Here is a 26,311-nt window from a genome sequence, read left to right on the forward strand (position 1 = left end):
CGTCGTCGGCTGGCCTGATTTAGGCTCGACCGATTAGTCCAATCCATTCTGTCGAGCGATTTCGTCATGGCGACTTGTTACAATTGCGGGCGCTCCGTGGGGCCCGGAGAAGCCACCCGAACCAGGGTCTTGAAAGGCCATAATGGTCGACAGAGGAGCGGCTACGTGCTGATGTGCCCTAGTTGCAGCTCGTCGACGGTCGACCATAACAAGACAGTCGCGATCATGGTTCTAATCGCTATGGCCTTCATCCTACTTCTATTTTGGGCTCTCGGGATTCCGCTTGGCAAGCATAGATAAACGGTAATTCGAATGAATTACGGAATGAATTGCGTTGACAATGTACAATTTTGACGTGGCTCTGGTGAGCGGAGCAGATCAGTGAGCCAGCCGCGAGAGAATCCCATGAAGAAAAGAAAATCGAGAGCGCTCATGTCCAACATCTCTCCATCGCAGGCAGATTTTTGGCATCAGATTTCAAATCTAGTACTAATAGTTTCTTCCGTGTTCGTGTTGCTTGGCACTGTCGGTTCTTACATGTTTGGCGTGATCAAGGAGCGCTTCTCCGACGAGCGAATCCGTGCCAACGAGTTGGAGACAGCATCCGCGAATAAAGCCGCAGCACTCGCTAATGAGAACACAGAGAAGTTACGGGAATCTAATTTAATCCTGCAGGCTAGTGCGGAGCGAGAACGAGCCGCACGATTGGCGCTCGAAGCCAAGATAGCACCACGTCGCCTACTGCCTGATCAACATGCAGCATTGGCAAATGCACTCTCGCCATTTCAGGGTCGCAAAGTCACTATCATCTGCATAATGGGGGACGCCGAGGGAAAGCGGTTCGCCGAGGACTTCGTATCCGCTTTTCGTGCGGCTGGTTGGAATGCCGGTCGAGACGCTGGTGTTGATCAGGCCGTTTTCTCGCAGGATCCTGTCGGAATCATCTTCCGTATCAATGATGAGGATGCGGAAAATCGTCGCGCATCACCAGAACTTCAAGTGTTAATAAATAGTTTGCTTGACATGGCAATTATCAAAGAGGCAACTGTTTTTGGAAACGCGAACCTTCAAAAGAGTGAAATTGAACTTATAGTTGGTAGAAAGCCATGACAGTAATCCGTCAATATGCTTTGGTGGATCGTACGAACTTTCAGCTCAACGTAACTAGGTCTTCGTGCGCGGAATTAAGGAATTCGGTGACAGTGCGCGAATTGGGGGGCGGGCCGAGCAGATAGGTAGGCCGCTCGGCGGCCGCGACTTCCTGGACCGGCTCGAACGCGAGAGCGGCCGGCCTCTCGCTCCCGGCAGGCGAGGGCGGAAGCCCGCTAAAGGTGCACTGTCACCGCAATTGCACCCAGGTCCGCGCTAGCCAAATGCGCAATTTTGCATTAAAAGTAACATAATTTGAGCTTCGGGAGGTGAGGCGGGTTCGAGTCCCGCAACTATGCTAGCTCTCGTGGTCGCCCTCGTCATCTTCCGAATGTTTGGAAGACAATCGAAGGAGAATGCCATGAGAACAGGACGAGAGAAATTAAAAACTCTATCTTGTGCCAGTATAGTAAGGAAAGCCAAGGCGTATCTGACTGAGTTCCGTAACCACTTTGTAGAAACAATTTGGGCGACGGGAGTTGGTATAGTTGCGACGATGGTGACCTCAGCTCTCACCCTTCGGGCGGAGCGTCGCTGGGCGCTCCGCCCTTGATTTATGGGCCAACCTAAGCTGCGCGCAACTCGACTTCTCTCTCCTCATCGGAGCAGATCAGCGAGCCGGCCGCACACGCTCACTAGTCGACCCGAATGCGCAACCGCGCTCTTTCCCCAAAGGTGCGCTGTCACTGCAATCCTAGAGTAGGATCTTCGAGCGAGTCGGAGTTCACCGCACGCGAGGCCGTTGACGCGATGCCGTCGCTGATGGATTTTCGATAAGGGGGTGATGGCCGCAGTCGGGGGGCGGGACCAAACGGAAGCGAACTCGGAGTGAATTCCGTGGCCGCCATCTCAGATCGCCGGGTTATGCTGGGACAAACTTTGAGAGTGGTAACAGATGAAGGACCATAGAGATATGGATTCCCGACAATGATAACCTTAAGGATCGAGAAATTTGCCGGGATATGGGAAGCAAAAATACAAATTGCTCCGATGACTGTTATAATAGGACCACAAGGCAGTGGAAAAAGCCTTGCGGCAAAATTACTGTATTTCTTTTGTGATATAATGAATAGGCAGTATCGTTTTGCTGAAGAAGGCGTAAAGTATGAGGAAATGTCAGGTGAGCTGGTCTCTCAGTTCAAGACATGGTTCCCCGCTAGTGCCTGGGGGCAAGAGAGATTTACAATCGATTTGGTTGCCGGGAACTTTGAAGCTCGGATTAAAAGGCGAACAAGAAAAAACGAGGTAACGGATGATATTTCGATATCTTTTTCGGCGTTCTATAAAAAATACTACAACATACTACTTAATGAATATTCAAATCTTTCTCCATCCGACGACGACGAATTCGAGTCCGGTCTGAGCAAACGATTCGAGAGAGCGTGGAGCTTGCGTAATCGAATGGAGGATATATTTCTCAATTTCCTCGGCTCGGATTATATTGGGTTCCAGACGTTTGTTCCGGCTAGTCGTTCGTTTTTTACCAGTGCCGGTAAATTTCTTGCAGCTATTGATGATACGCCAACATTTGATCCGCTGACTACCAGATTTGCAAAACTCTTTGGCGCCTTGCGTGAACAGGCCCTGGAGCTTGACGTCTATCGTGGGCGGCGTACTAGCAATATGGATGCCGAGCAACGAGAGGTGATGAGAAGGATTCTTGGCGGTGAGGTGATATTTCAGAGAAGCGGAATATTTCTTCAGACCGAGGATGGTCGGAAAGTACCATTTAACACTTTGTCGAGCGGGCAGCAGGAGGTCTTTCCTATATGGTTGCTCATTAAATATTTCTCTGAAGACGGGAGATCTTCGAGAAAGTACAGATCGATGTTTTACATCGAAGAACCAGAAGCTCATCTATTTCCAACAGCCCAGAGCGAACTTCTCGATTATTTAATGATAAATTTGGTTAGCGTCAAAGAAAGAAACCTTCTATTGACTACACACAGTCCATACGTTCTATCCAAAATCAATACGTATCTAAAAGCCGGAATATTGGCCAGACGAAAGAACATAAGACAGGACATCGAAAATATAATTCCCAGAAAATGTTGGCTAACGCCTATGAACGTGCGAGCGTATGCCATAGAGCACGGACATTTCCTGGATTTGATCGATGAAGGTGGTCTAATTGATTCGTCATATATAGACGGAGCTTCGGATCGCGTTGCTCGAATCTTCGACAGGCTGTTGGATGTGGAATATGGCGACTCCAAGTAAGAAGCCAACGACATCAAAGAAGGCATGTAATGGCTGTGTGGAAGAAATAAGGCATAAGAAGATATCAATCGAGGAACGCGGGAGGAAAGTCGATTTCACAAATGCTAAGGAAGATCTATTTCGCCGAATCCAGGTCGACAATTGCCTGATAAAAGAAGGGCATAGGGCGGACTGGATTGTCACGAAAGTTAATGTAGGAAGCGTGATCGTTGAGTTGAAGGGAAAAGATGTGCGTCATGCATGCAAACAATTATTTGCCACGCTGGAAAGTGAGAACTGCAAAGAGTGGCTAGAAAACAAAATTGCGATGCTAATAATCTGTTCACGCGCACCTGCATTCGACTCTTTTGTAATAGATAGCAAAACGAGAGCCCGAAAGCTTGGCATAAGATTGACTGTAAAAACCAACCGAGCCGAATATGATATTGAAGAATTAATGCTATAGCTTTCCTCCGCCCCTACCACCCCTCAGCACTCTGGCCACCGGCGTCACACCACATCCCTCAACATCGCCACCAGCGGCTTATCCGCCGGCGGCATCGGATAGTCGCGCAGGGCCTTGGGCGCCACCCAGGCCAGGGTCTGGCCTTCGCGCGGCTGCGGCGTGCCCTGCCAGCGGCGGCAGAGATAGAGCGGCATCAGGAGGTGGAAGCGCTCGTAGCGGTGGCTGGCGAAGGTGAAGGGGGCGAGGCAGCTCTCCTCCGTGTCGATCGCCAGCTCCTCGCGCAGCTCGCGGATCAGCGCCGCCTCCGGCGTCTCGCCGGCATCGACCTTGCCGCCCGGGAACTCCCAGAGGCCGGCCATCGGCTTGCCCTCCGGCCGCTGCGCGATCAGCACGCGGCCGTCGGCGTCGATCAGCGCGACGGCGACCACCAGCACCATTGGCAGCGCGGGCGGAACGGCGGGAGCGGCGGCAGGGGAATCAGGCGGCATAGATCTTCAGATAATCCTGGCGGCTGAGGGCGAAGAGCGGGCAGGGCACCGCCTGCCCCAGCGCCTTGAACTCGATGGTCTTGAACCCGTCGGTCATCAGCCCGGCCTTGACCAGGACATGGCCCGACGGGGCGTTGTCGGGGTGGTAGGCGGCCTGGATCCGCTCCAGTCGCAGGTCGAGGAAGCCGAAGGCGATCACCGCTTGCGCCGCCTCCGTCGCATAGCCCTGACCCCAATAGCGCCGGCCGAACCAGTAGCCGAAGCTGCCGACCCGGCCGTTGGTCGCGATCGCCAGCCCCATATGGCCGATCACGGCGCCGCTGTCGGCCAGCATCACCACGAACTGGTACTCGCGCCCCGCGATCCAGCGCTTCTCTGCCGTCCGGATCCAGTCCTCGGCATCGGCGAAGCTGTAGGGGAAGGGCACGTCGGACAGCCAGCGCACCACCTCCCAATCGTCGAGCAGATGCGCGATCTCCCCGGCATCGGAGGGGCGGTGCCGGCGCAGCCTCAGGCGCTCGGTCTCCAGCTCCTCCGGCAGCTCGGTCACGGGGCCACGGGCCCTCGGCTGGGCACCGCAGGAGACTTGGCGCTCCGGCCCCCCTTTTTGTCATCGCCGGGCTTGACCCGGCGATCCAGAGGGCGTCGAGACCTTCTGGATGCCCGGGTCAAGCCCGGGCATGACAATGTGAGTCTGACCTGCGCTTGACCCATCGATCCGATAACCCTGGAACGGGCAGCTAACTACGGTAATCCGCGTTGATCGAGATATAGCCGTGGGTGAGGTCGCAGGTCCAGACCGTGGCGCGGCCGCGGCCGATGCCGATATCGACCTCGATCTCGATCGACCGGGTCTTCATATGCGCCGCCACCGGCGCCTCGTCATAGCCGTCCACCACCATGCCGTCGCGCGCCACCTGGACGCCGCCGATGGCGATGCCGAGGCGGTCGCGGTCCGCCGGCTCGCCCGACTTGCCGACCGCCATGACGATGCGGCCCCAATTCGCGTCCTCGCCCGCCACCGCGGTCTTCAGCAGCGGCGAATTGGCGATGGCGAGGCCGATGCGGCGGGCCGAACGGTCCGAGATCGCGCCCGTCACCGTGATGGTGATCAGCTTCTGCGCGCCTTCGCCGTCGCACACCACCTGGCGCGCCAGATCGGCGGTCAGGTCCTCCAGCGCCCGCTGGAAATCGGCCAGGTCGCCGTCCCCGGCCGGCGGCGGGTTGCCGGCCTGGCCGGTGGCGAACAGCATCAGCGTGTCGCTGGTCGAGGTGTCGCCGTCCACCGTGATGGCGTTGAACGACTTGTCGACCGCAGCGTTCAGCGCCCGCTGCAGCAGCGGCGCCGGGATGGCGGCGTCTGTGAAGACGAAGGACAGCATCGTCGCCATGTCCGGCGCGATCATGCCCGAGCCCTTGGCGATGCCGGTGATGGTCACCGCGGTGCCGCCGATCACGGCGGTGCGGCTGGCGCCCTTGGCGAAGGTGTCGGTGGTGCGGATCGCCTCCGCCGCCGCGGCCCAGTCTTCACCCAGCGCCTGGGCGAGATCCGGCAGGTGCTTGGCGATGCGGTCCTCCGGCAGCGGCTGGCCGATCACGCCGGTAGAGGCGACGAACACCTCCTCCCACTCGCAGCCCACCAGCTTGGCGGCGGCGACCACGGTCGACGCCACCGTCTTCACCCCGGCCTGGCCGGTGAAGGCGTTGGCGTTGCCGGCATTCACCACCACCGCCCGGGCCGACCCCTGGGGCAGCGCCCGGCGGCACCAGTCCACCGGGGCGGAGGGGCAGCGGGAGCGGGTGAACACCCCCGCCGCCGTGGTGCCGGGGTCGAGGGCGACGAACAGCACGTCCGGCGCCCCCGTCTTCTTCAGGCCGCAGGCGGCGGCGGCCAGCCGCACGCCGGCGACAGGATCCAGATCCGGCAGCCGCTCCGGCGCGAGCGGCGAACGCGGCAATGCTCCGGCCATGGTCCCCTCCCCGTCTCGGCGCGCCGGTTACTTGCTCGGCGCCGGCTGCTGTTCCGGCTGCTGCCCCGGCTGCGGCTGGTCGCCGCCGGCCGGCGCCTCGGTGCTGGGCGGCGGCAGCGGCTTGCCGTCCGCGCCCATGACCACGATGTTGGCGCCCTGCTTCACCTCGGCGATGATCTGCGGCACCAGCGCCTGGGACAGCTGCTCCTCCAGCTGCGGCTTGACCTCGTCGAGCGTCGGCTGCGGCAGGGTGCGCTTGTCCTCGACCAGGATGACGTGCCAGCCGAACTGGGTCTTCACCGGGGCGGTGCTGAACTTGCCCTTGTCCAGCTTGAAGGCGGCGTCGGCGAATTCCGGCACCATCTGGTCCTTGGAGAACCAGCCGAGATCGCCGCCCGAATCCTTGCCCGACGGATCGGTGGTGTTGGCGTTGGCCAGGTCCGCGAACTTGGCGCCGCCCTCGAGCTGCTTGATCAGGTCCTTGGCCTTCTCCTCGCTGTCGACCAGGATGTGGCGGGCCTTGACCTGGTCCTGCGGCGGATTGTCGGCCAGGTACTTCTTGTAGGCGTCCTCGATCGCCGCGTCGGTGACCTTGGCCTTGATCTGGCGCTGCAGCCAGACGTCCTGGATGATCCGGCGCTCGGCGGTCGACAGGCGCTCCTTGACCTCAGGATCGTTCTGCAGCCCGGCGTCGATGCCCTTCTGGGCCACCAGGCGGGCGGTCGCCACCTGCTCGGCCATCAGCGGCACCAGCATCTCGACCGGCATCTGCCGGTACTGCTGGGGCAGGCTGTTGATCGCCTCCAGCACCTCGGAGCGGTAGATCGGCTGGCCGTTGACCGTGGCCGCGACCGGATCGTCCGGCTTCGCGGCCTGATCCGCAGCCGGGGCCTCGGCGGGCTTCGCCGCATCCTGGGCCATGACCGGACCGGCCAGGAGCGTGAGGGCAGCCGCGCCGACGAGCAGGCGGAGGGCGAGGGAAGACATCAAACGCGTCCTTTCAGAACTGTGGGACGAGCGGCGCCTCGGCGGAGGAGTGCCGGCATCCGGTCATGGGATCGCGGCGGCGCCAACTGCGCGACGTGGCGCACAGGTAAAGCACAGGCCGGAACCAGGCACAAGCGGACCAGAAGCCGCTGTCATGGAGCGGGATCGCTGTCATCAAAGCTTAACACGACCGTCACCGGCGCGACACGCGGCAAATCCTAGAAGTCGGGCGGTCCCGGGTCGACAGCGTGCCGGCCCCGGGTGACAAAGAATTAAGGGACCGTTTGGAAATGCGCTGGCCGCGCCAGGTGCCTTTGCAGGCGGTCTCTGAGGAGGGGTTCATGCTGTTCCGTTCCTTCGCTGCCGCCCTGCTGCTCTCGGCCGCGATCCTTCCGGCCGCGCAGGGCGCCGAGACCCTGACCAGCTACACCAGCGCCGACCCGAAGCTGGCGCTCGGCACCATCTCGGTGCCCGGCGGCAAGACCCGGGAGCTGAATGTCGGCATCGGCAGCGGCGCCGCCCGCCGGGCCGACGACCCGCCGATGACCTTCTGGACCATCTCCGACCGCGGCCCGAACTTCACCTGCGGCGATGTCGAGGACGTCTTCGGCGTCGACGGCAAGACCATCTGCGGCGACGGCAAGGGCCGCATCTATCCGCTGCCGGACTATTCGCCCTCGATCTACCGGATCACGCTGAAGGACGACCGGACCTTCACCGTCGACGCCGTGCTGCCGCTGCGCGACGGCGACGGCAAGCCGGTCAACGGCCTCCTGAACCCGCTGACCCATGCCTCGACCGAGCAGCCGCTGGATCTGTCCGGCAAGAAGCTGCAGCAGAACCCGGACGCGGTCGACGCCGAGGCGATCGTGCCGATGGCCGATGGCAGCTTCTGGGTGTCGGAGGAGAACGGCCCGTCGCTGCTGCATGTCGCGGCGGACGGCAAGATCCTGCGCCGGGTGGTGCCGCAGGGCACCGAGGGCGACTACAAGGGCGCGCACTACCCGGTCGATGGCGGCCTGCCGGCGGTCCTGGCCAAGCGCTTCCTGAACCGCGGCCTGGAATCGCTCGCCATCACCCCGGACGGCAAGCGCCTGGCCACCATCATCCAGAACCCGCTGGCCAACCCCGACGCCGACACCTACCGGGCCTCGAAGAACGCCCGGCTGTGGACCCTCGACCCGGCGACGCTCGCGGTCACCGGCGAATATGTCTACACGCTCGACGACCCGCAGAGCTTCCGGCTGGACCCGTCGAAGAAGCAGAGCGATCCGCGCATCAGCGAGATCATGGGCCTCGGGCCCGACCGCTTCCTGGTGCTGGAGCGCACCGACGGCACCACCAAGCTGTACGAGGTGTCGCTGGCCGGCGCCACCGACATCCACGGCACCGCCTGGGACGACCTCAAGACATCGCCGAGCCTGGAGCAGAGCCAGGATCTGGCCGCCGCGAAGATCGTGCCGGTGACGAAGACGCTGCGCTTCGACAGCGCCGACCATCCGGAGGTGCCGGTCAAGATCGAGGGGCTGGCGCTGGCCGGCGACGGGTCGCTGCTGCTGCTCAACGACAGCGATTTCGGCATCACCGGCGAGACCACCCGCCCGGTCATCCTGAAGGGCAGCGCCATCGCCGCCGACCCGGCGAGCTAGGGCGGCCAAGCGGAACGGGGCGGAACGGCATGGCCGCTCCGTCCCTCCGGCCATTGGCAGGGCGGGGTCCATCCGCTATGGTGCCGCGCCCGCGGGTCCGGGCGCTTTCCACCGCAGCGCCGGAACGACGCCGGACGGCTGCGCGTTGAAAGCCGGCTGGCGCGGCCCCAATTTCCTGGGGGAGTGCCGTCGCGTGCTCTCCCGCCCAAGTCGAGGTTTCGATGTTCGGTGCGTTCGCCCGAAAGCTGTTCGGTTCGTCCAACGATCGCTTCGTCAAGCAGCTGATCACCGGCCCGGTGGTCGAGGTCAATGCCCTGGAACCCCAGTTCCAGGCGCTGAGCGACGCCGAGCTGCAGGCCAGGACCCAGGAGTTCCGGGCCCGGCTGGACAAGGGCGAAACGCTGGACGACCTGCTGCCGGAGGCCTTCGCCACCGTGCGCGAGGCGGCGCGGCGGACGCTGGGCCAGCGCCACTACGACGTGCAGCTGGTCGGCGGCATCGTGCTGCACCAGGGCAAGATCGCCGAGATGAAGACCGGCGAAGGCAAGACCCTGGTCGCGACCCTCGCCGTCTATCTCAACGCCCTGCCCGGCAAGGGCGTGCATGTGGTCACCGTCAACGACTACCTGGCCCGGCGCGACAGCGAATGGATGGGGCGGATTTACCGCTTCCTCGGCCTTTCGGTCGGCTGCATCGTCCACGGCCTGTCGGACGAGGAGCGGCGCGAGGCCTATGGCGCCGACATCACCTACGGCACCAACAACGAGTTCGGCTTCGACTACCTCCGCGACAACATGAAGTTCCGGCTGGAGGACATGGTCCAGCGGCCGTTCAGCTTCGCCATCGTCGACGAGGTCGACTCGATCCTGATCGACGAGGCGCGCACGCCGCTGATCATTTCCGGCCCGGCGCAGGATTCGTCGGAGATGTACATCCGGGTCGACCGGCTGATCCCGAGCCTGGCCGCGGTCGAGGATTACGAGCACGACGAGAAGCAGAAGACCGTCGCCCTGACCGAGGCCGGGCAGGAGAAGATCGAGCGCCTGCTGATCGAGAACGGCCTTCTCCAGGGCGACAACCTGTACGACATCCACAACGTGAACGTCGTCCACCACGTGAACCAAGCCTTGCGCGCCCACGTGATGTTCCAGCTGGACCGCGATTACATCGTCAAGGACGGTAAAGTCGTCATCATCGACGAATTCACCGGCCGCATGATGGAAGGCCGGCGGTATTCCGAAGGCTTGCACCAAGCAATCGAGGCCAAGGAGTGGGTGGAGATCCAGCGCGAGAACCAGACCCTCGCCTCGATCACCTTCCAGAACTATTTCCGCCTCTATCCGAAGCTGGCGGGTATGACCGGCACGGCGCAGACCGAGGCCGCCGAGTTCGGCGAGATCTACAACCTCGAGGTGGTCGAGATCCCGACCAACGTCCCGGTCCAGCGCCGCGACGAGGACGACGAGGTCTACCGCACCGTCCGCGAGAAATACGACGCCATCGTCACCCTGATCCGCGAGTGCAACGCCCGGCAGCAGCCGGTGCTGGTGGGCACCGTGTCGATCGAGAAGTCGGAGACGCTGTCGGCGCTGCTGCAGCGGGAGAAGATCCCGCACAACGTACTGAACGCCCGCTTCCACGAGCAGGAAGCCTATATCGTCGCTCAGGCCGGCCGGCCGGGCGCGGTGACCATCGCCACCAACATGGCCGGCCGCGGCACCGACATCCAGCTCGGCGGCAATGTCGAGATGCGGGTCGCGCTCGAGCTCGCCGGCGTCGAGGACCCGGCGGAACGGGAGCGGCGCGAGGCCGAGATCCGGGCCGAGGTGGCGCGGAACAAGGAGATCGTGCTGCAGGCCGGCGGCCTCTACGTCGTCGGCACCGAGCGGCATGAGAGCCGCCGCATCGACAACCAGCTGCGCGGCCGCTCCGGCCGCCAGGGCGACCCCGGCGGGTCGAAGTTCTTCCTGTCGCTGGAAGACGACCTGATGCGCATCTTCGCCTCCGAGCGGCTGGACGGCATCCTGCGCCGCTTCGGCCTGAAGGAGGGCGAGGCGATCATCCATCCCTGGATCAACCGGGCGCTGGAGAAGGCGCAGGAGAAGGTCGAGGCGCGCAACTTCGACATCCGCAAGAACCTGCTGCGCTTCGACAACGTGATGAACGACCAGCGCAAGGTGATCTACGAGCAGCGGCGCGAGATCATGCAGGCCGAGGAGGTCGGCGCCATGGTCGCCGATATGCGGCAGGAGGTGGTCGCCGGCATGGTCGCCCGCGCCATCCCTGAGAACAGCTACGCCGAGAAGTGGAACATCGACGGGCTGCACGAGGAGGCGCTGCGCATCTTCGGGCTCGACCTGCCGGTCAAGGGGTGGGCCACGGAAGAGGGCATCGCCGACCGCGAGATCGAGGAGCGGATCCAGGCGGCAGTCGACGCCAAGATGGCGGCCAAGGTCGAGGCCTACGGCCCCGAGATCATGAGGATGGCCGAGAAGAGCCTGCTGCTGCAGATCCTCGACCAGAGCTGGAAGGACCACCTGCTGACGCTCGACCATCTGCGCCAGGGCATCAATCTGCGCGCCTATGCCCAGCGCGACCCGCTGCGCGAATACCAGGCCGAGGCGTTCAATCTGTTCGAGGAGATGCTGGCCGGCTTGCGCGAGAACGTCACCCAGGTGCTGGCGCAGGTCGAGCTGCGGGTCACCCGGCCGGAGGACGTCGAGGCGCAGCAGCGCGCGGCGATGCAGCGCGAGATGCATGAAGGCCGCTTCGACCCGGCGCTCGGCGCGCCGGAGCCGGCAGCCGCGACCGTCAGCGGCGAGGCGGCGGTGGCGGCGGCGAGCGCGGCCCTGGCGCTGAACCCCGACTGGGTGCACACCCCGCGCAATGCCCCCTGCCCCTGCGGCTCGGGAAAGAAGTTCAAGCACTGTCACGGCGCGGTGGCGTAAACACCGACAGAGCGAAGCTGCCCTGAGGCCGGCCGGCGAATCCCATCGCCGCCGGCCTTCGCTTTTGCCAAGCTGGGCGCAAGCGGAGCGGGAGCGGGCGGCCATGACGGTGGTCCTGAGCAGAAGAGCCGACATCACCCTCGACGCGGTGCACCGCGTCGCCTGGCGGGGCGAGGGTGTGCGCATCGCCGAGACGGCGCTGCGGCGGATCGCCGAATGCCGGGCCGCCTTCCTGCGGTTGATCGACACCGACCCGGACCTCGTCATCTACGGCGTGACCACGGCGATGGGCGAGCTGGCCGACCGCCGCCTGCAGCCCGAAGAGCGCGAGCGTCACGCCCGGATCAAGGCCTTCGCCGCCGCCACCGCCTTCGGCAACCCGCTGCCGGAGCGGGTGGCGCGCGGCATCGTGCTGGCCCGGCTGGCGAATTTCCTGGAAGGTCACGCCGCCACCACGCCGCGGATTGCCCTTGCCGTCGCCGCCATGCTGGACGGCGGACCGCTGCCTCTGGTGCCCGCTTCTGGCCAAGGCGGCGCCGGCGAGATCCTGGCCCTCTATCCGCTGTTCGCCGAGCTCAGCACCCGCTTCGACCTCGAGGTCAAGGAGCGCGGGTCGCTGATCAACGGCTCGCCCGGCGCCGCGGCGCTGCTGGCCGATTCGGCCCTGGCGGCGCGCAACCGCATCCGGCTGGCAGAGACCGTCTTCGCCCTGTCGATCGAGGCCTTCCGGGCGCCGCTGGAGCATTATGACCCGGCGCTGGAGCCGCTATGGGGCGACGCCCACGAAGCCGCGGCGCTGCGCAACCTGCGCGCCCTTCTCGACGGTGCCGGCGACGGGCGGCGCAGCTACCAGGCCCCGATCAGCTACCGCATCGTGCCGCGCCTCCTGGGCCAGGCGCACCGCGCCCTGGCGGCGGCGGAGCAGGCGGCCACGGTGTCCCTGGCCGCAGTCACCGACAACCCGATCTACATCCCGCCCGACGAGGCGGGGCCGGCCTATCCGAACGGCCGCTGCCTCAGCACCGGCGGCTATCACAACGCCATGGCGGCCCCGGCGCTGGACGACCTTGCGGCGATCTGGGCCGATCTCTGCCTTCTGTGCGACCGCCACAGCTCGAAGCTGCTGGCCGGGCGGGTGTCGCATCTCCCCGACCTGCTGATGGTCGACCGCGACCCCGCCGACAGCGACGGCCATGGCAGCCTGGGCTATGTGCCGATGGCGGTGACCGGTTATCTTGAACAGGCCAAGGCGGCAGCACAGCGCACCTTGCTGCCGGGCACCGAGGCCGCGGGCGCCGGCCAGGACGACGTCGCCGCCCCGGCTTTCCTGGCCTGGGCGAAGGAGGAGCGGGCCGGCCGCTGCCTCGACGCCGCGCTGGCGATGCTGGCGGTGATCGCGTCCCAGGCGCTGCACGTTACCAGCCGAGCGGCCCCGCCGCCGCTGCGGTCCCTGGTCGACGAGGTGCGCGGCACGGTGCCGCCGGTGGAAGAGGACCGCGTGCTCGGCCCCGAGCTCGGGCGCCTGGCCGAGCGCCTCACGCAGCGAGTGTTCTCGACCGAAGAGCCGTAGGTCCGGCCGCTCAGCCCAGGTTCTGCCCGATTGCCAGGAACTTCTCGCGCCGCTTGCTGCGCAGGGTCTTGCCGTCGAGCTCAGTCAGCGGCACCAGCGCCGCGCCGATCGCGTCGCCGACGGCGCCGATCGCCTGCTGCGGGAAACGGTGGGCGCCGCCGACCGGTTCCTCGACCACGGTGTCGATGACGCCGAGTTGCTTCAGGTCCTGCGCCGTCAGCTTCAAGGCCGCCGCGGCCTCCTGGCTCTGCGCGCTGCTGCGCCACAGGATCGAGGCGCAACCCTCCGGCGAGATCACCGAGTAGATCGAATGCTCCAGCATCAGCACCCGGTCGGCCACGGCGATGCCGATGGCGCCGCCCGAGCCGCCCTCGCCGATCACCACCGAGACCACCGGCACCCGCGCCTTGAGGCAGGATTCGATCGACTTGGCGATGGCCTCGGCCACGCCGCGCTCCTCCGACGCCACGCCGGGATAGGCGCCGGCGGTGTCAACGAAGGTGATCACCGGCAGATGGAACCGGTCGGCCAGGTCGAGCAAGCGCTGCGCCTTGCGGTAGCCTTCCGGCTTGGCCATGCCGAAATTGTGCCGGATCCGGCTTTCGGTGTCGTTGCCCTTCTCCTGCCCGATCACGACGACCGAGCGGCCCTGGAACCGGCCGAGCCCGCCGACGATGGCGCGGTCCTCGGCGAAGGCGCGGTCGCCGGACAAAGGCTGGAACTCGGTGATCAGGCCCTGGATGTAATCCAGCGCATGCGGCCGATTCGGGTGCCGCGCCACCTGCACCTTCTGCGCTGGCGTCAGCCCGCGATAGGTGTCCCGCAGCAGCTTGTCGACCTTGGCCTGAAGCCGGGAGACCTCGTCGGCGATGTTGAGCTCGCCGGCGTCGGTGATGTGCCGAAGCTCCTCGATCTTGCCTTCGATCTCGGCAATCGGCTTTTCGAATTCGAGAAAGGTCTTCATTCCGCGTTGAGACTGGCCCTCGGGATCGGGGGGCTGTCTAACACAGGGCTGCGCGCATTGAGACCGAAATCTGCGCAGGGCTGGGTACGGCATCGGCCCGCAGCAGAGTGCCGCCCGGGCAGCCCTCGAGCGCGCCGAGCCGAAGCTCCGCCACCAGCAGCCGGTGCGGCTGCTCGTCCGGCATGACGAAGCCCAGCGGGGCGGCCGGCTGGAAGCCGAAGCGGGCGTAGTAGGCGAGGTCGCCGACCAGCAGCACCAGCCGGTGCCCCATATCGGCCGCCCGCTTCATGCTGCCGCGCATCAGCGCCGCCCCGACCCCGGCGCCGCGCAACTCCGGCTGCACCGCCAGGGGCCCGAGTAGCAGCACCGACCGGCCCGGCTCGACCAGCATCGGCCAGTAGCGGATCGAGCCCAGAATCCGACCGCTGGGACGGCCGTCCTCGCGCACCACGAAACAGAGGCTGCGCACCGGCGCGATGCCGTCGCGGTAGCGGTAGGAGATCTTGGTCTGCCGGTTCGGGCCGAAGGCAAGGTCGAGCAGGGCGTCGACTTCGGCCGCGTCCCGCGGCCGCTCGGTCTTCAGGAGATACACTTGGGAATGATCCTTGGAACGGAGAGCGTCGGTTCGCGCGCCGACCGGCGTCCGTCCCGCCCGCATCATGGTGTCGCAGGCACCCCGGACGCCTCAGGCCGCCGCGCCGGTGAAGGCGGGGCGACGGCGTCGTCGTCGCAGCGTCGGGGGCAGGAAGGTCACGTCGTTCCGTTCCACTCAGGAATCAGCGGTGACAGCGAAACCGCAACCGGGCCCGGCTGTCAATCCAAATGCAACATCATGATTACGGCGAAGACATGTGACGCCGGCCGGCCGTCGTGCCAGCACCGGCCGCATGCAGGCCCTGCCCCTTCCGAATCCCGCGCTCCGCCAGTTCGCCCGCTACGCGGCGGTCGGGCTGGCGGCGACCGCCATGCACTATTCCGTGCTGATCGGGCTGGTCGAATCGGGCGCCGCAGCGCCGCTGTCGGCGACGCTGGCCGGCTATCTCGCCGGCGGCATCGTCTCCTACGCGCTCAACCGACGGCTGACCTTCGGCGGCGACCGGCCGCATGGCGAGGCGGCCTGGCGATTCGCCCTGGTCGCCGCCGGCGGCTTCGCCTGGACCGGCCTGCTGATGGCGCTGCTCACCGGCCGGCTCGGCGCGCCCTATCTGCCGGCCCAGGCCGCAACCACGCTGATCGTGCTGGGCTGGGGCTTCCTGGCGAATCGGTTGTGGACCTTCGCCCACCCGGACGCCCCGACCTAGGACCGCCGGGCCTTCGCCAGCGGATGGGCCGAGGTCACCAGGCTCTGCAGCCGGTCGCCCAGCACATGGGTGTAGATCTGGGTGGTGGCGATGTCGGCGTGGCCCAGCATGGTCTGGACCGAGCGCAGATCGGCGCCGTGCGACAGCAGATGGGTGGCGAAGGCATGGCGCAGCACATGCGGGCTGACGCGGCTGGGCTCGATCCCCGCCTCCACCGCAAGATCCTTCAGCAGCTGGCCGAATCGCTGCCGGGTCAGGCAGCCGCCGCGCGCGGTGCGCGAGGGGAACAGGAAGCCGCGGTCGCGGCCCTTGACGAAGAAGACGCCGCGATGCGGCAGGTAGGCGGCGATGGCGTCGCGCGCCGGCTCCGACAACGGCACCAGCCGCTCCTTGCCGCCCTTGCCGCGGACGATCAGCGCCCGCCCGTCCCGCACCAGGGCTGACAGCGGCAACCCGACCAGCTCGGACACCCGCAGGCCGCCGCCATAGAGGATCTCGAGCAGGGCCAGGAGGCGCAGCGCCTCGGCCTGCCGTTCCGGGTCGGCGAAGCGGGCGGAGACGGCGCCGATCAGCGCCTCGACCTCGTCCTCCGACAGCAGCTTCGGCAGCGGCCGGCCCAGCGCCGGGGAGTCGAGCGCGGCGGAGGGATCATCCTGCCGCCGGCCCTCCGACACCAGGAAGCGGTAGAATTGCCGCATCGCCGACAGGCGACGGGCCGCGGTGCGTGCGGCGGTGCGGCCACCCTTAGCCCCTTCGCGCCGCGCCAGGTCGCCGAGATAGGCGCGCAGATCCTCGGTGCCGGCGCGGTCGACGGCGCCGCCGCGGGCTTCGAGGAAGCGGTTCAGGTCGAGCAGGTCGCGGCCATAGGCCTCGCGTGTGTTCGCGGCGACGCCGCGCTCCGCCACCAGCATGTCGAGGAAGGCCTCGACCGAGTGCGGCGGCAGCAGCCGCGGCGCGGGCGGGCGGCCGCGCCGGCGCTTCGGGGCTGCGGCCTCGGTCACTTGTTACTTAAAGCGGTCGTTCGGGATCACCTTCTCAACCGTCTGGGTCGGCGGCCGGAAGTCGATCACCGCGAGCGCGACGCCGCCGCCGACGATCACCAGCAGCAGGGCGATCGCCAGCACCCGGCCGAGGCCGCCACCTCCACCGCCACCGGAACTCTGCGAAAAGCGGGACTTCGAACGACGACGAGCCAAGACGGACCCCTGAGACCTAGGATGTGAATGGACGCGCCGGAGAAAGCAGATGCGGCGGGCCCGGCGCAACCCTATCTTAGGCGGTCGGCAGGGCGGCGGCAAACCGCCTCGCCCCGCCAGCCACGCCCAAGCAGGGCTCGAAAGAGGATCGATGATCACCACGCTGCACCGCCCCTTGCCTCGCACCCTCGTGCTCGTCGGCCTGATGGGCGCCGGCAAGACCGCGGTGGGCAAGCGCGTGGCCGCGCGGCTGGGGCTGGGCTTCACCGACGCCGACCACGAGATCGAGGCGGCGGCCGGCTGCAGCATCCCGGACATCTTCGAGCGCTACGGCGAGCCCGCCTTCCGCGATCTGGAGCGGCGGGTGATCGCCCGGCTGATGCGCGACCCGGTGCAGGTGCTGTCGACCGGCGGCGGCGCCTTCATGGACCCGCAGACCCGGGCGCTGATCGCCGAGCACGGCCTGTCGGTGTGGCTGAGGGCGGAGCTGCCGGTGCTGGCGGCGCGCACCGCCAAGCGCGGCAACCGGCCGCTGCTGCGCCAGGGCGACCCGAAGGCGGTGCTGGCCGGGCTGATGGAGCGGCGTTACCCGGTCTATGCCCTGGCCGACCTGACGGTGGAGAGCCGCGACGGGCCGGTCGAGGAGACGGTGGACCGGGTCCTGGCCGCGGTCGACGCCCGGCTGGCCGCGGAGGAGGCGGCCCAGCCCGCCATGGGACAAACGGATTGAACCCCTGAGATGACACGCGAAACCATCCGCGTCGGGCTGGGCCCGCGCAGCTACGACATCGTCATCGGCCCGGGCGCCCTGGCCGAGGCCGGAGAGAGGATCGCGGCGCTGGGCCGGGGCAAGCGGGTGATCGTGGTTGCCGACGCCCGGGTGGCGGCGCTGCACGGCGCGGCGCTGGAGGCGTCGCTCGCCGCGTCCGGGATCACGGCCGAAACCCTGACGGTGCCGCCGGGCGAGGCGACCAAGTCGATGACCGTCCTGGCCGACCTCCTGGACCGGATCCTGGCGCTGGGCATCGAGCGTCGGACATTGCTGGTCGCGCTCGGCGGCGGCGTGGTCGGCGACCTGGCCGGCTTTGCCGCGGCGGTGGCGCTGCGCGGGCTCGATTTCGTGCAGATCCCGACCACGCTGCTGGCCCAGGTCGACAGCTCGGTCGGCGGCAAGACCGGGATCAACAGCAAGCACGGCAAGAACCTGATCGGCGCCTTCCATCAGCCGCTGCTGGTGCTGGCCGACACCGCACTCCTGTCCACCCTGCCGCCGCGAGAGCTGCGTGCCGGCTATGCCGAGGTGACGAAATACGGCGCGCTGGGCGACGCCGGCTTCTTCGCCTGGCTGGAGGAGAACGGCCCGAAGCTGCTGGCCGGCGACGGCGAAGCCACGATCAGGGCGGTGAAGCGCAGCTGCGAGATGAAGGCCGAGATCGTCGGCCAGGACGAGCGCGAGGCGGCACAGCGCGCCCTGCTGAACCTCGGCCACACCTTCGGCCACGCGCTGGAGGCCGAGACCGGCTATGGCGACGCCCTGCTGCACGGCGAGGCGGTGTCGATCGGCATGGTCATGGCCTTCGACCTGTCGGTGCGCCTCGGCCTGTGCCCGGCGGCGGATCGCGACCGGCTGGCCCGGCACCTGGAGGCGGTCGGTCTGCCGACCCGGCCGGCCCGCGACCGCGCCTGGTCGGTCGACGCCCTGCTGCACCACATGACCCGCGACAAGAAGGTCCGGGACGGCCGCATGACCTTCATCCTGGTGCGCGGCCTCGGCCAGGCCTTCGTCACCAGTGAGGTGCCGGCGGAACCGGTCGCCGCGGTCCTGGCCGACGCCGTCGCCGCCTGACCACCCGACCGGACGACCACCATGTCTGACGATCTCGTCCTCCTGCTCAACCTCGCCGGGATCGTCGTGCTGCTGGTGGTCTCGGCCTTCTTCTCGGGATCGGAGACGGCGCTGACCGCGGCCAGCCGGGCGCGGATGCACCAGCTGGAGACGCACGGGCTCAAGCGGGCCGGAATCGTCAACCGGCTGCGCGAGCAGAAGGAGCGGCTGATCGGCGCCCTGCTGCTGGGCAACACCCTGGTCAACATCCTGGCCTCGGCGATCGCCACCAGCTTCCTGACCACGATGCTCGGCGCTTCGGCCGTGCCCGTGGCCACGCTGGTGATGACCGCGCTGATCCTGGTCTTCGCCGAGGTGCTGCCGAAGACCTACGCCATCAACCATGCCGATCGGGCGGCGCTGTCGCTGGCCCCGCTGGTGCGCGGCGTCGTCTGGCTGCTGAGCCCGGTGGTGCGGCTGGTGAACGGGCTGGTGCGCGGGGTGCTGCGGCTGTTCGGCGCCGATCCCAGCCGGATCGGCCTGGCCGACTATGTCGACGAGCTGCGCGGCGCCATCGAGCTGCACCGCGGCAGCGAGGCCGAGGTGGCGCAGGAACGGCAGATGCTGCGCTCGATCCTCGACCTCGGCGACGTCTCGGTGGCGGAGATCATGACCCACCGCCGCAGCGTCGAGGCGATCGACGCCGAGCTGACGCCGCGCCAGGTGGTGGCGGCGATGCTGAACAGCCCGCACACCCGCATGCCGCTGTGCCAGGGCGGCCTGGAGAACATCCTGGGCGTGCTGCACGCCAAGGACGTGCTGCGGGCGCTGCAGGCGGCCGGCGGCGACCCGGATCGCCTCGACATCCGCCGGATCGCGACCAAGCCCTGGTTCATCCCGGATTCGACCAGCCTCTTGGACCAGCTGCACGCCTTTCGCACCCGGCGCGAGCATTTCGCCCTGGTGGTCGACGAGTACGGCGACTTGCAGGGCGTGGTGACGCTGGAGGATATCCTGGAGGAGATCGTCGGCGACATCGTCGACGAGCACGACCTACCGGTCGCCGGCGTCCGCCCGCAGCCGAACGGCAGCTTCCTGATCGACGGCACGGTCACTATCCGCGACCTGAACCGCCGCTTCGAATGGCGGCTCCCGGATGACGAGGCTTCGACCATCGCCGGGCTGGTGCTGCATGAGGCGCGACACCTTCCGGAGGTCGGCCAGGTCTTCACCTTCCACGGCTTCCGCTTCGAGATTCTGCGGCGGCAGCGCAACCAGATCACCGCGCTGCGCGTGACCCCGCCCGCGGAGCCCGAGCCCGAGGAGGGTTGACCATGCCCCTCTCCGCCCCCGCCGAGCGCGAGCCGATCCATACCCGCCGCGTCACCTGCGACGGCTATCGCCGCGCGGACGGGCTATGGGATATCGAAGGCCACCTCGTCGACGTCAAGCATTACGAGTTCCGCAACGAATTCCGCGGCACTATCGCACCCGGCGAGCCGCTGCATCAGATGCGGATCCGACTGACCGTCGACGACGACCTCTCGATCGTCACGGTCGAGGCGGTGACCGAGCACGGCCCGTATGCCCTGTGCCCCGAGATCACGCCGAGCTTTCAGGCGCTGGTGGGCCTGCGCATCGGCCCCGGCTTCACCCGCGCGGTGAAGGAGCGGCTGGGCGGCGCCAAGGGCTGCACCCACCTGGTCGAGCTGCTGGGGCCCATGGCGACCACGGCGTTCCAGACCGTGTTCCCGATCCTGTCGCGCGAGCGCCGGGCCGACTCCGATCCGGCCAGACGGCCGATGCTGCTGGACAGCTGCCATGTCTTCGCCGCCGACGGCGAGCACGCCCGCCGCCACTGGCCGGCCTTCTACACCGGGCCGGAGCGGAGCTGACCGCAGGCGCGACGATGCGCCCGGTGCCGAATGCGTCTGTCGGCCGTTAACCACGGCACGACCGATCCGGCTGTCCCGAGGAGAGACGATGATCCGACGCCTGGCCCTGGCTGCCGCCCTGCTCAGCGCCCTCGCGGCCGCCCCCGCCGCGCTGGCCGATCCGATGCTGGCGGATTTCGACTATCCCTTCCCGGTCCAGCGCTTCGACTTCCGCTCGCAGAATCAAGATCTGTCCATGGCCTATATGGACGTGCAGCCGGACAAGCCGAACGGCCGGACCGTGGTGCTGCTGCACGGCAAGAACTTCTGCGGCGCCACCTGGGAGGGGGTGATGCGGCCGCTGCTGCAGGCCGGATACCGCGTCGTCGCCCCGGACCAGATCGGCTTCTGCAAGTCCAGCAAGCCGCAGGCCTACCAGTTCGGGCTGCATCAGCTGGCCGCCAACACCAGGGCGCTGCTGGACAGCCTGGGCATCCAGCACCCGGTCATCATGGGCCATTCCATGGGCGGCATGCTGGCGATGCGCTACGCCCTCGCCTTCCCCGACGCGCTGTCCGGGCTGGTGCTGGTGAACCCGATCGGGCTGGAGGACTGGAAGGCCGCGGGCGTGCCGGAGCAGACCGTCGACCAGTGGTTCGAGGCCGAGCTGAAGACCACAGCCGACAGCATCAAGGCCTATCAGCAAGCCACCTACTATGCCGGCGAGTGGCGCCCGGAATACGACCGCTGGGTCGGGATGCTGGCCGGCATGTATCAGGGCGAGGGCGGCCGGCAGGTCGCCTGGAACCAGGCGCTGACCTCGGACATGGTGTTCAACCAGCCGGTGGTCTACGAGCTGGAGCACATCCACGCCCCGACCGTGCTGATGATCGGCGAACGCGACACCACCGCGATCGGCAAGGCGCTGGTCCCACCCGAGGTGGCGCAGCGCCTGGGCAACTATGCCGAGCTGGGCCGCCGCGCCGCCGAGCGCATCCCCGGGGCCAGGTTGATCCGCTTCCCGACCCTTGGCCATTCGCCCCAGATCCAGTCGCCGGAGGAGTTTAACAGGGCGCTGCTGGGCGCGCTGGAGCGGCTGCCTCCTCCCTGAGGAGACGAGGCGGAAACCGGCTTCGTCTCGTGTCGCTTGCAACATGCAAGTGACTGCGGTAGTGACTGGCGCATGCAGCGCACCAGCTTCGCCGGCATGGATTGCCCGATCGCCCGCGCCCTCGATGCGCTGGGGGAGTGGTGGAGCCTTCTGATCCTGCGCGACGCCTTTCTGGGCCTGACCCGCTTCGACGAGTTCCAGCAGAGCCTGGGCATCGCCCCGAACATGCTGACGCGGCGGCTGAAGCGCCTGACCGAGGCCGGCCTGCTGGAGCGCCGCGCCTATTCGCAGCGGCCGCTGCGCCACGAATACCGGCTGACCGCGGCCGGCCGGGACGTGTTCCCGGTGCTGGCGGCGCTGGGCACCTGGGGCGGCTGCCACGCCACCGGCGGCAAGGTGCTGGTGCAGCTGGTCGGCCGCGCCGACGGCGTGCCGATGGACCCGGTCCTGGTCGACCGCCCCAGCGGAATCCCGATCACCCCGGAGACGGCCGAGTTCCGCCTGGGCCCGGATGCCCGACCCGCCCACCGGGACCGGGTCGCCCGGCTGCTGCAGCATCGGAACGGCCGCGACGCGGACTCTGTTCCGGTATGAGGAGACCCTGAGATGCGCCGCATCGTTGTCACCGGAATGGGGGCGGTCTCGCCCCTGGCCAACGGCGTGGAGGCCAGCTGGCGCCGGCTGCTGGCCGGCCGGTCCGGCCTGCGCCGCCTGCCGGAGGAGATGGTGGCGGACCTGTCCGCCAAGGTCGGCGGCGTGGTGCCGTCCATCGCCGAGGATCCCGAGGCCGGCTTCGACCCGGACGCGGCGGTGCCGCCCAAGGACCAGCGCAAGATGGACCGCTTCATCCAGTTCGCCATGGCGGCGGCGGACGAGGCGGTTGCCCAGGCCGGCTGGCGCCCGACCACCCCGCGCGAGCAGGAGCGGACGGCGACGATCATCGCCTCCGGCGTCGGCGGCTTCCCCTATATCGTCGAGACGGTGCGCACCGTCGACCAGAAGGGCGTGCGCCGGCTGTCGCCCTTCACCGTGCCGGCCTTCCTGGTCAATCTGGCGGCCGGCCAGGTCTCGATCCGCTACGGCTTCAAGGGGCCGCTGGGCGCCCCGGTCACCGCCTGCGCCGCCGGGGTGCAGGCGATCGGCGACGCCGCCCGGCTGATCCGCGCCGGCGAGGCCGATGTGGCACTGTGCGGCGGCAGCGAGGCCTGCATCGACCGGGTCAGCCTGGGCGGCTTCGCAGCCGCGCGGGCGCTGTCGACCGACTTCAACGACACGCCGGAGCGTGCCTCCCGCCCCTTCGATCAGGCGCGCGACGGCTTCGTCATGGGCGAAGGCGCCGGCCTCTTGCTGATCGAGGCGCTGGATCATGCCATCGCCCGCGGCGCCAGGCCGATCGCCGAGCTGCTCGGCTACGGCACCAGCGCCGACGCCTATCACATGACCTCCGGACCGGAGGACGGCGAGGGCTCGCGCCGGGCGATGGAGATCGCGCTGGCGCAGGGCGACGTCGTCCCCGGCGACGTGCAGCATGTGAACGCGCACGCCACCTCCACCCCGGTCGGCGACAAGAGCGAGCTGGCGGCGCTCAAGGCGCTGTTCGGCAGCCGCGGGACGGTGGCGGTGAGCGCGACCAAATCCGCCACCGGCCATCTGCTAGGCGCCGCCGGCGGGCTGGAGGCGATCTTCACCATCCTGGCGCTGCGCGACCAGGTCCTGCCGCCGACGCTGAATCTGGAGAACCCGGACCCGGACGCCGAGGGCATCGACCTGGTGGCCCGCGAGGCCCGGCCCGGCCGGATCGAGCACGCCCTGTCGAATGGCTTCGGCTTCGGCGGCGTCAACGCCAGCGTGCTGTTCCGCCGGTGGCAGGGCTAACACAGAGCCTACCCATTGCCTTTCCCGCTTGCGGGAGAGGTCGGAGACGCGAAGCGGCTCCGGGTGAGGGGATTTTGTCGAGGCCGAGACCAGCCCTCACCCGGTCTCGCTAACGCGAGCCCGACCTCTCCCGCGTCCGGCGGGAGAGGTATGCGACATGACCGGAAGGCGTCAGCGGGACGCCCCGCTAGCCTCGTTTCCCCGTCACCAGCCCGGCGCGGCGCAGGGCTTCGGCCATGGCGCCGTCGGGCTCCGGCGCCGGGGCGCGCGGCTTCGGCGGCTGCGGCTTGGCCTGGGCCGGACGCTGCGGCCCGGACTGCGGGCGGTCCTGCGGCTGGTGCCGCGGACGCCCGTCGGGCCGCCCGCCAGGGGCGCCGTTCTCGCGGCGCGGCGGGCGGGACTGGCCGTCATCGTCCAAGCGCATGGTCAGGCCGATGCGCTTCCTCTGCACATCGACCTCCAGCACCTTGACCTTCACCACGTCGCCCGGCTTGGCGACGGTGCGCGGATCCTTCACGAAGCTCTTCGACATGGCCGAGATGTGCACCAGCCCGTCCTGGTGCACACCGATGTCGACGAAGGCGCCGAAGGCCGCGACATTGGTGACCACGCCTTCCAGCACCATGCCGGGCTGCAGGTCGGTCAGCTTCTCGACGCCGTCCTTGAAGCTGGCGGTCTTGAAGGCCGGGCGCGGGTCGCGGCCGGGCTTCTCCAGCTCGCGCAGGATGTCGGTCACCGTCGGCACGCCGAAGATGTCGTCGGTGAAGCGCTCCGGCTCCAGCCCGCGCAGGGTCGCGGTGTCGCCGATCAGCGCCTTGATCTCGCCGCCCGTCGCCTCGATGATCCGGCGCACCACCGGATAGGCCTCGGGGTGCACGCCGGAGGCGTCGAGCGGATCGTCGCCGTTCGGGATGCGCAGGAAGCCGGCGCATTGCTCGAACGCCTTGGGCCCGAGCCGCGGTACGTCCTTCAGCGCCGCACGGGTGCGGAACGGGCCGTTGGCGTCGCGATGCTGCACGATGTTCTGGGCCAGCCCCTCGCCGACGCCGGAGACCCGGGCCAGCAGCGGCGCCGAGGCGGTGTTGAGATCGACCCCGACCGCGTTCACGCAGTCCTCGACCACGGCGTCGAGCGAGCGCGACAGTTTGGTCTCGCTGACATCGTGCTGGTACTGGCCGACGCCGATCGATTTCGGGTCGATCTTCACCAGCTCCGCCAGCGGGTCCTGCAGACGGCGGGCGATCGACACCGCGCCGCGCAGCGACACATCGAGCTCCGGCAGTTCCTGCGAGGCATAGGCCGAGGCGGAATAGACCGAGGCGCCGGCCTCCGACACCACCGCCTTGGTCAGCTTCAGCTCCGGATGGCGTTTGATCAGGTCGGCGGCCAGCTTGTCGGTCTCGCGCGAAGCGGTGCCGTTGCCGATGGCGACAAGGTCGACCGCATGGGCGCGGGCGAGCTCGGCCAGGGTGGCGATCGATTCGTCCCAGCGCTTCTGCGGCTCGTGCGGATAGATCGCGGTGGTGGCCACGACCTTGCCGGTGGCATCGACCACGGCGACCTTCACCCCGGTGCGGTAGCCGGGGTCCAGCCCCATGGTGGCGCGGGTGCCGGCCGGCGCCGCCAGCAGCAGGTCGCGCAGATTGCCGGCGAAGATCTTCACCGCCTCCTCCTCCGCCGCCTGCCACAGGCGCAGCCGGAGGTCGATGTCGAGATGGACCAGGATCTTCGTGCGCCAGGCCCAGCGCACCGTCTCGGCCAGCCAGCCATCGCCCGGCCGGCCCTGGTCGGCGATGCCGAAGCGGCGGGCGATGCGCTGCTCATACAGACCCGGGGCCTTCCGGCCCGACGCTTCGGCCGGCGCCTCCTCCGGCTCGAGGGTCAGCGACAGCACCTCCTCCTTCTCGCCCCGGAACAGGGCCAGGATGCGATGCGACGGCAGCTTCGTCAGCGCCTCGGCATAGTCGAAATAATCGGAGAACTTGGCGCCCGCCTGCTCCTTGCCCTCGCGCACCTTCGACACCAGCCGGCCGCGGGTCCAGGCCTCCTCGCGCAGAGCGCCGATCAGGTCGGCATCCTCGCCGAAGCGCTCGACCAGGATCGAGCGGGCGCCGTCCAGCGCCGCGGCGATATCGGCCACGCCCTTCTCGGCATCGACGAAGGCGGCGGCCGCCTGCTGCGGGTCGCGCTCCGGATGCGCCAGGAGGTCGTCGGCCAGCGGCTCCAGCCCCGCCTCGCGCGCGATCTGCGCCTTGGTCCGCCGCTTCGGCTTGTAGGGCAGGTAGATGTCCTCGAGCCGGGCCTTGGTCTCCGCCGCCTCGATCTGGGCGCGCAGCGCGTCATCGAGCTTCCCCTGCTCGGCGATGCTGTCGAGGATGGTCTTCCGCCGCTCCTCCAGCTCGCGCAGGTAGCGCAGCCTTTCGTCCAGCGTGCGCAGCTGCGCATCGTCCAGCCCGCCCGTCGCCTCCTTGCGGTAGCGGGCGATGAAGGGGACGGTCGCGCCGCCGTCGAGCAGCTCGATCGCGGCCGCGACCTGGGCCTCGCGGACGGAGAGCTCGTCGGCGATACGCTGGCTGATGGAGATCATCGACGGACCGGACCGGTTGTGAACATGGAAGGCGCTGCTTCTACCCCGCCGCCGCGGTCGAGGTCAAAACCGCCGGCAGGCGACCTTGCCAGGTTCCGGCCGCGATGATACTAAAATCATCGGTTAAGCAATGAGGCCGGCCGAGGAGAGAC

At 67.4% G+C, this 26,311-nt stretch carries 23 protein-coding genes; 14 read left to right on the plus strand and 9 right to left on the minus strand.

What is annotated here, in order from left to right:
• The first annotated feature begins 405 nt into the window (after positions 1-405).
• The 3 genes from KXR53_RS16575 (at position 406) to KXR53_RS16585 (ending at position 3,814) form a co-directional block, all read left to right on the plus strand.
• Positions 406-1,110: a hypothetical protein gene (locus tag KXR53_RS16575; protein WP_437376337.1), complete on the plus strand. Its 705-nt coding sequence runs from the start codon at positions 406-408 to the stop codon at positions 1,108-1,110.
• Positions 1,111-2,076: 966 nt separating this feature from the next.
• The gene (locus KXR53_RS16580; RefSeq protein ID WP_437376338.1) at positions 2,077-3,369 is read left to right on the plus strand and encodes an AAA family ATPase; all 1,293 of its coding nucleotides are present in this window, start codon (positions 2,077-2,079) and stop codon (positions 3,367-3,369) included.
• Complete coding sequence (locus tag KXR53_RS16585; RefSeq protein ID WP_437376339.1) at positions 3,353-3,814, plus strand: hypothetical protein; 462 nt, start codon at positions 3,353-3,355, stop codon at positions 3,812-3,814. The genes KXR53_RS16580 and KXR53_RS16585 overlap by 17 nt, the downstream gene beginning before the upstream one ends.
• 44 nt (positions 3,815-3,858) lie before the next feature.
• Here the strand turns inward: KXR53_RS16585 and mutT are convergent, their stop codons facing one another.
• From mutT to KXR53_RS16605, 4 genes are all read right to left on the minus strand, one after another.
• The gene (gene mutT / locus KXR53_RS16590) at positions 3,859-4,251 is read right to left on the minus strand and encodes an 8-oxo-dGTP diphosphatase MutT (protein WP_437376340.1); all 393 of its coding nucleotides are present in this window, start codon (positions 4,249-4,251) and stop codon (positions 3,859-3,861) included.
• A gap of 40 nt (positions 4,252-4,291) precedes the next feature.
• Entirely contained in the window at positions 4,292-4,852 is a 561-nt protein-coding gene (locus tag KXR53_RS16595) for a GNAT family N-acetyltransferase (protein WP_437376341.1), read from the minus strand.
• A gap of 190 nt (positions 4,853-5,042) precedes the next feature.
• A complete protein-coding gene (argJ, locus tag KXR53_RS16600) occupies positions 5,043-6,272 on the minus strand; it encodes a bifunctional glutamate N-acetyltransferase/amino-acid acetyltransferase ArgJ (protein ID WP_437376342.1) in 1,230 nt (409 codons plus the stop codon).
• 27 nt (positions 6,273-6,299) lie between these two features.
• A complete protein-coding gene (locus KXR53_RS16605; RefSeq protein ID WP_437376343.1) occupies positions 6,300-7,259 on the minus strand; it encodes a peptidylprolyl isomerase in 960 nt (319 codons plus the stop codon).
• Between the two features lie 341 nt (positions 7,260-7,600).
• Between KXR53_RS16605 and KXR53_RS16610 the strand changes: the two genes are divergently transcribed.
• The 3 genes from KXR53_RS16610 to KXR53_RS16620 all read left to right on the plus strand — a co-directional run bounded on the left by KXR53_RS16610 (position 7,601) and on the right by KXR53_RS16620 (position 13,426).
• Positions 7,601-8,908: an esterase-like activity of phytase family protein gene (locus tag KXR53_RS16610; protein ID WP_437376344.1), complete on the plus strand. Its 1,308-nt coding sequence runs from the start codon at positions 7,601-7,603 to the stop codon at positions 8,906-8,908.
• A 221-nt stretch (positions 8,909-9,129) separates the two neighbouring features.
• Entirely contained in the window at positions 9,130-11,856 is a 2,727-nt protein-coding gene (secA, locus tag KXR53_RS16615) for a preprotein translocase subunit SecA (RefSeq protein WP_437376345.1), read from the plus strand.
• A gap of 103 nt (positions 11,857-11,959) precedes the next feature.
• A complete protein-coding gene (locus tag KXR53_RS16620; protein ID WP_437376346.1) occupies positions 11,960-13,426 on the plus strand; it encodes an aromatic amino acid lyase in 1,467 nt (488 codons plus the stop codon).
• A 10-nt stretch (positions 13,427-13,436) separates the two neighbouring features.
• Here the strand turns inward: KXR53_RS16620 and KXR53_RS16625 are convergent, their stop codons facing one another.
• Both KXR53_RS16625 and KXR53_RS16630 read right to left on the minus strand, forming a co-directional pair.
• Positions 13,437-14,390, minus strand: coding sequence for an acetyl-CoA carboxylase carboxyltransferase subunit alpha (locus KXR53_RS16625; RefSeq protein ID WP_437376347.1), 954 nt, complete (start codon positions 14,388-14,390; stop codon positions 13,437-13,439).
• 37 nt (positions 14,391-14,427) lie between these two features.
• The gene (locus KXR53_RS16630) at positions 14,428-14,982 is read right to left on the minus strand and encodes a GNAT family N-acetyltransferase (protein ID WP_437376348.1); all 555 of its coding nucleotides are present in this window, start codon (positions 14,980-14,982) and stop codon (positions 14,428-14,430) included.
• A 295-nt stretch (positions 14,983-15,277) separates the two neighbouring features.
• Between KXR53_RS16630 and KXR53_RS16635 the strand changes: the two genes are divergently transcribed.
• Positions 15,278-15,691 (plus strand): GtrA family protein, encoded by a 414-nt coding sequence (locus tag KXR53_RS16635; RefSeq protein WP_437376349.1) that lies wholly within the window; start codon positions 15,278-15,280, stop codon positions 15,689-15,691.
• On the opposite strand, the gene KXR53_RS16640 is transcribed toward KXR53_RS16635, so the two are convergent.
• Positions 15,688-16,692, minus strand: coding sequence for a site-specific tyrosine recombinase XerD (locus KXR53_RS16640; protein ID WP_437376350.1), 1,005 nt, complete (start codon positions 16,690-16,692; stop codon positions 15,688-15,690). The two genes, KXR53_RS16635 and KXR53_RS16640, sit on opposite strands and share 4 nt — an antisense overlap.
• Positions 16,693-16,695: 3 nt before the next feature.
• Positions 16,696-16,887, minus strand: a complete 192-nt coding sequence (locus tag KXR53_RS16645; protein ID WP_437376351.1) for a hypothetical protein — start codon at positions 16,885-16,887, stop codon at positions 16,696-16,698.
• Between the two features lie 151 nt (positions 16,888-17,038).
• Here KXR53_RS16645 and KXR53_RS16650 point away from each other — a divergent pair, with 151 nt between their 5' ends.
• The 7 genes from KXR53_RS16650 (at position 17,039) to fabF (ending at position 23,572) form a co-directional block, all read left to right on the plus strand.
• Entirely contained in the window at positions 17,039-17,617 is a 579-nt protein-coding gene (locus KXR53_RS16650; RefSeq protein WP_437376352.1) for a shikimate kinase, read from the plus strand.
• A 9-nt stretch (positions 17,618-17,626) separates the two neighbouring features.
• Positions 17,627-18,733: a 3-dehydroquinate synthase gene (gene aroB, locus KXR53_RS16655; RefSeq protein WP_437376353.1), complete on the plus strand. Its 1,107-nt coding sequence runs from the start codon at positions 17,627-17,629 to the stop codon at positions 18,731-18,733.
• 21 nt (positions 18,734-18,754) lie between these two features.
• The gene (locus KXR53_RS16660; RefSeq protein WP_437376354.1) at positions 18,755-20,044 is read left to right on the plus strand and encodes an HlyC/CorC family transporter; all 1,290 of its coding nucleotides are present in this window, start codon (positions 18,755-18,757) and stop codon (positions 20,042-20,044) included.
• Positions 20,045-20,046: 2 nt separating this feature from the next.
• A complete protein-coding gene (locus tag KXR53_RS16665) occupies positions 20,047-20,607 on the plus strand; it encodes a DUF2889 domain-containing protein (protein ID WP_437376355.1) in 561 nt (186 codons plus the stop codon).
• A gap of 88 nt (positions 20,608-20,695) precedes the next feature.
• Positions 20,696-21,697, plus strand: a complete 1,002-nt coding sequence (locus KXR53_RS16670) for an alpha/beta fold hydrolase (RefSeq protein WP_437376356.1) — start codon at positions 20,696-20,698, stop codon at positions 21,695-21,697.
• 72 nt (positions 21,698-21,769) lie between these two features.
• On the plus strand, positions 21,770-22,291 hold the full coding sequence (locus KXR53_RS16675; protein WP_437376357.1) for a winged helix-turn-helix transcriptional regulator: 522 nt from the start codon (positions 21,770-21,772) through the stop codon (positions 22,289-22,291).
• Positions 22,292-22,303: 12 nt separating this feature from the next.
• A complete protein-coding gene (gene fabF / locus KXR53_RS16680; RefSeq protein WP_437376358.1) occupies positions 22,304-23,572 on the plus strand; it encodes a beta-ketoacyl-ACP synthase II in 1,269 nt (422 codons plus the stop codon).
• Between the two features lie 187 nt (positions 23,573-23,759).
• Here the strand turns inward: fabF and KXR53_RS16685 are convergent, their stop codons facing one another.
• Complete coding sequence (locus KXR53_RS16685; protein WP_437376359.1) at positions 23,760-26,159, minus strand: Tex-like N-terminal domain-containing protein; 2,400 nt, start codon at positions 26,157-26,159, stop codon at positions 23,760-23,762.
• Positions 26,160-26,311: the final 152 nt, after the last annotated feature.

The organism is Inquilinus limosus (genome assembly GCF_051487185.1).
Classification (GTDB): Bacteria; Pseudomonadota; Alphaproteobacteria; order DSM-16000; family Inquilinaceae; genus Inquilinus; species Inquilinus limosus_F.

Bases quoted from the DNA above. Each gene is read 5' to 3' on its own strand.
- KXR53_RS16575 (WP_437376337.1), top strand. From the start codon at position 406: ATGAAGAAAAGAAAATCGAGAGCGCTCATGTCCAACATCTCTCCATCG.
- KXR53_RS16580 (WP_437376338.1), top strand. From the start codon at position 2,077: ATGATAACCTTAAGGATCGAGAAATTTGCCGGGATATGGGAAGCAAAA.
- KXR53_RS16585 (WP_437376339.1), top strand. From the start codon at position 3,353: ATGGCGACTCCAAGTAAGAAGCCAACGACATCAAAGAAGGCATGTAAT.
- mutT (WP_437376340.1), bottom strand. From the start codon at position 4,251: ATGGTGCTGGTGGTCGCCGTCGCGCTGATCGACGCCGACGGCCGCGTG.
- argJ (WP_437376342.1), bottom strand. From the start codon at position 6,272: ATGGCCGGAGCATTGCCGCGTTCGCCGCTCGCGCCGGAGCGGCTGCCG.
- KXR53_RS16605 (WP_437376343.1), bottom strand. From the start codon at position 7,259: ATGTCTTCCCTCGCCCTCCGCCTGCTCGTCGGCGCGGCTGCCCTCACG.
- KXR53_RS16610 (WP_437376344.1), top strand. From the start codon at position 7,601: ATGCTGTTCCGTTCCTTCGCTGCCGCCCTGCTGCTCTCGGCCGCGATC.
- secA (WP_437376345.1), top strand. From the start codon at position 9,130: ATGTTCGGTGCGTTCGCCCGAAAGCTGTTCGGTTCGTCCAACGATCGC.
- KXR53_RS16620 (WP_437376346.1), top strand. From the start codon at position 11,960: ATGACGGTGGTCCTGAGCAGAAGAGCCGACATCACCCTCGACGCGGTG.
- KXR53_RS16625 (WP_437376347.1), bottom strand. From the start codon at position 14,390: ATGAAGACCTTTCTCGAATTCGAAAAGCCGATTGCCGAGATCGAAGGC.
- KXR53_RS16635 (WP_437376349.1), top strand. From the start codon at position 15,278: ATGCAGGCCCTGCCCCTTCCGAATCCCGCGCTCCGCCAGTTCGCCCGC.
- KXR53_RS16650 (WP_437376352.1), top strand. From the start codon at position 17,039: ATGATCACCACGCTGCACCGCCCCTTGCCTCGCACCCTCGTGCTCGTC.
- aroB (WP_437376353.1), top strand. From the start codon at position 17,627: ATGACACGCGAAACCATCCGCGTCGGGCTGGGCCCGCGCAGCTACGAC.
- KXR53_RS16660 (WP_437376354.1), top strand. From the start codon at position 18,755: ATGTCTGACGATCTCGTCCTCCTGCTCAACCTCGCCGGGATCGTCGTG.
- KXR53_RS16665 (WP_437376355.1), top strand. From the start codon at position 20,047: ATGCCCCTCTCCGCCCCCGCCGAGCGCGAGCCGATCCATACCCGCCGC.
- KXR53_RS16670 (WP_437376356.1), top strand. From the start codon at position 20,696: ATGATCCGACGCCTGGCCCTGGCTGCCGCCCTGCTCAGCGCCCTCGCG.
- KXR53_RS16675 (WP_437376357.1), top strand. From the start codon at position 21,770: ATGCAGCGCACCAGCTTCGCCGGCATGGATTGCCCGATCGCCCGCGCC.
- fabF (WP_437376358.1), top strand. From the start codon at position 22,304: ATGCGCCGCATCGTTGTCACCGGAATGGGGGCGGTCTCGCCCCTGGCC.
- KXR53_RS16685 (WP_437376359.1), bottom strand. From the start codon at position 26,159: ATGATCTCCATCAGCCAGCGTATCGCCGACGAGCTCTCCGTCCGCGAG.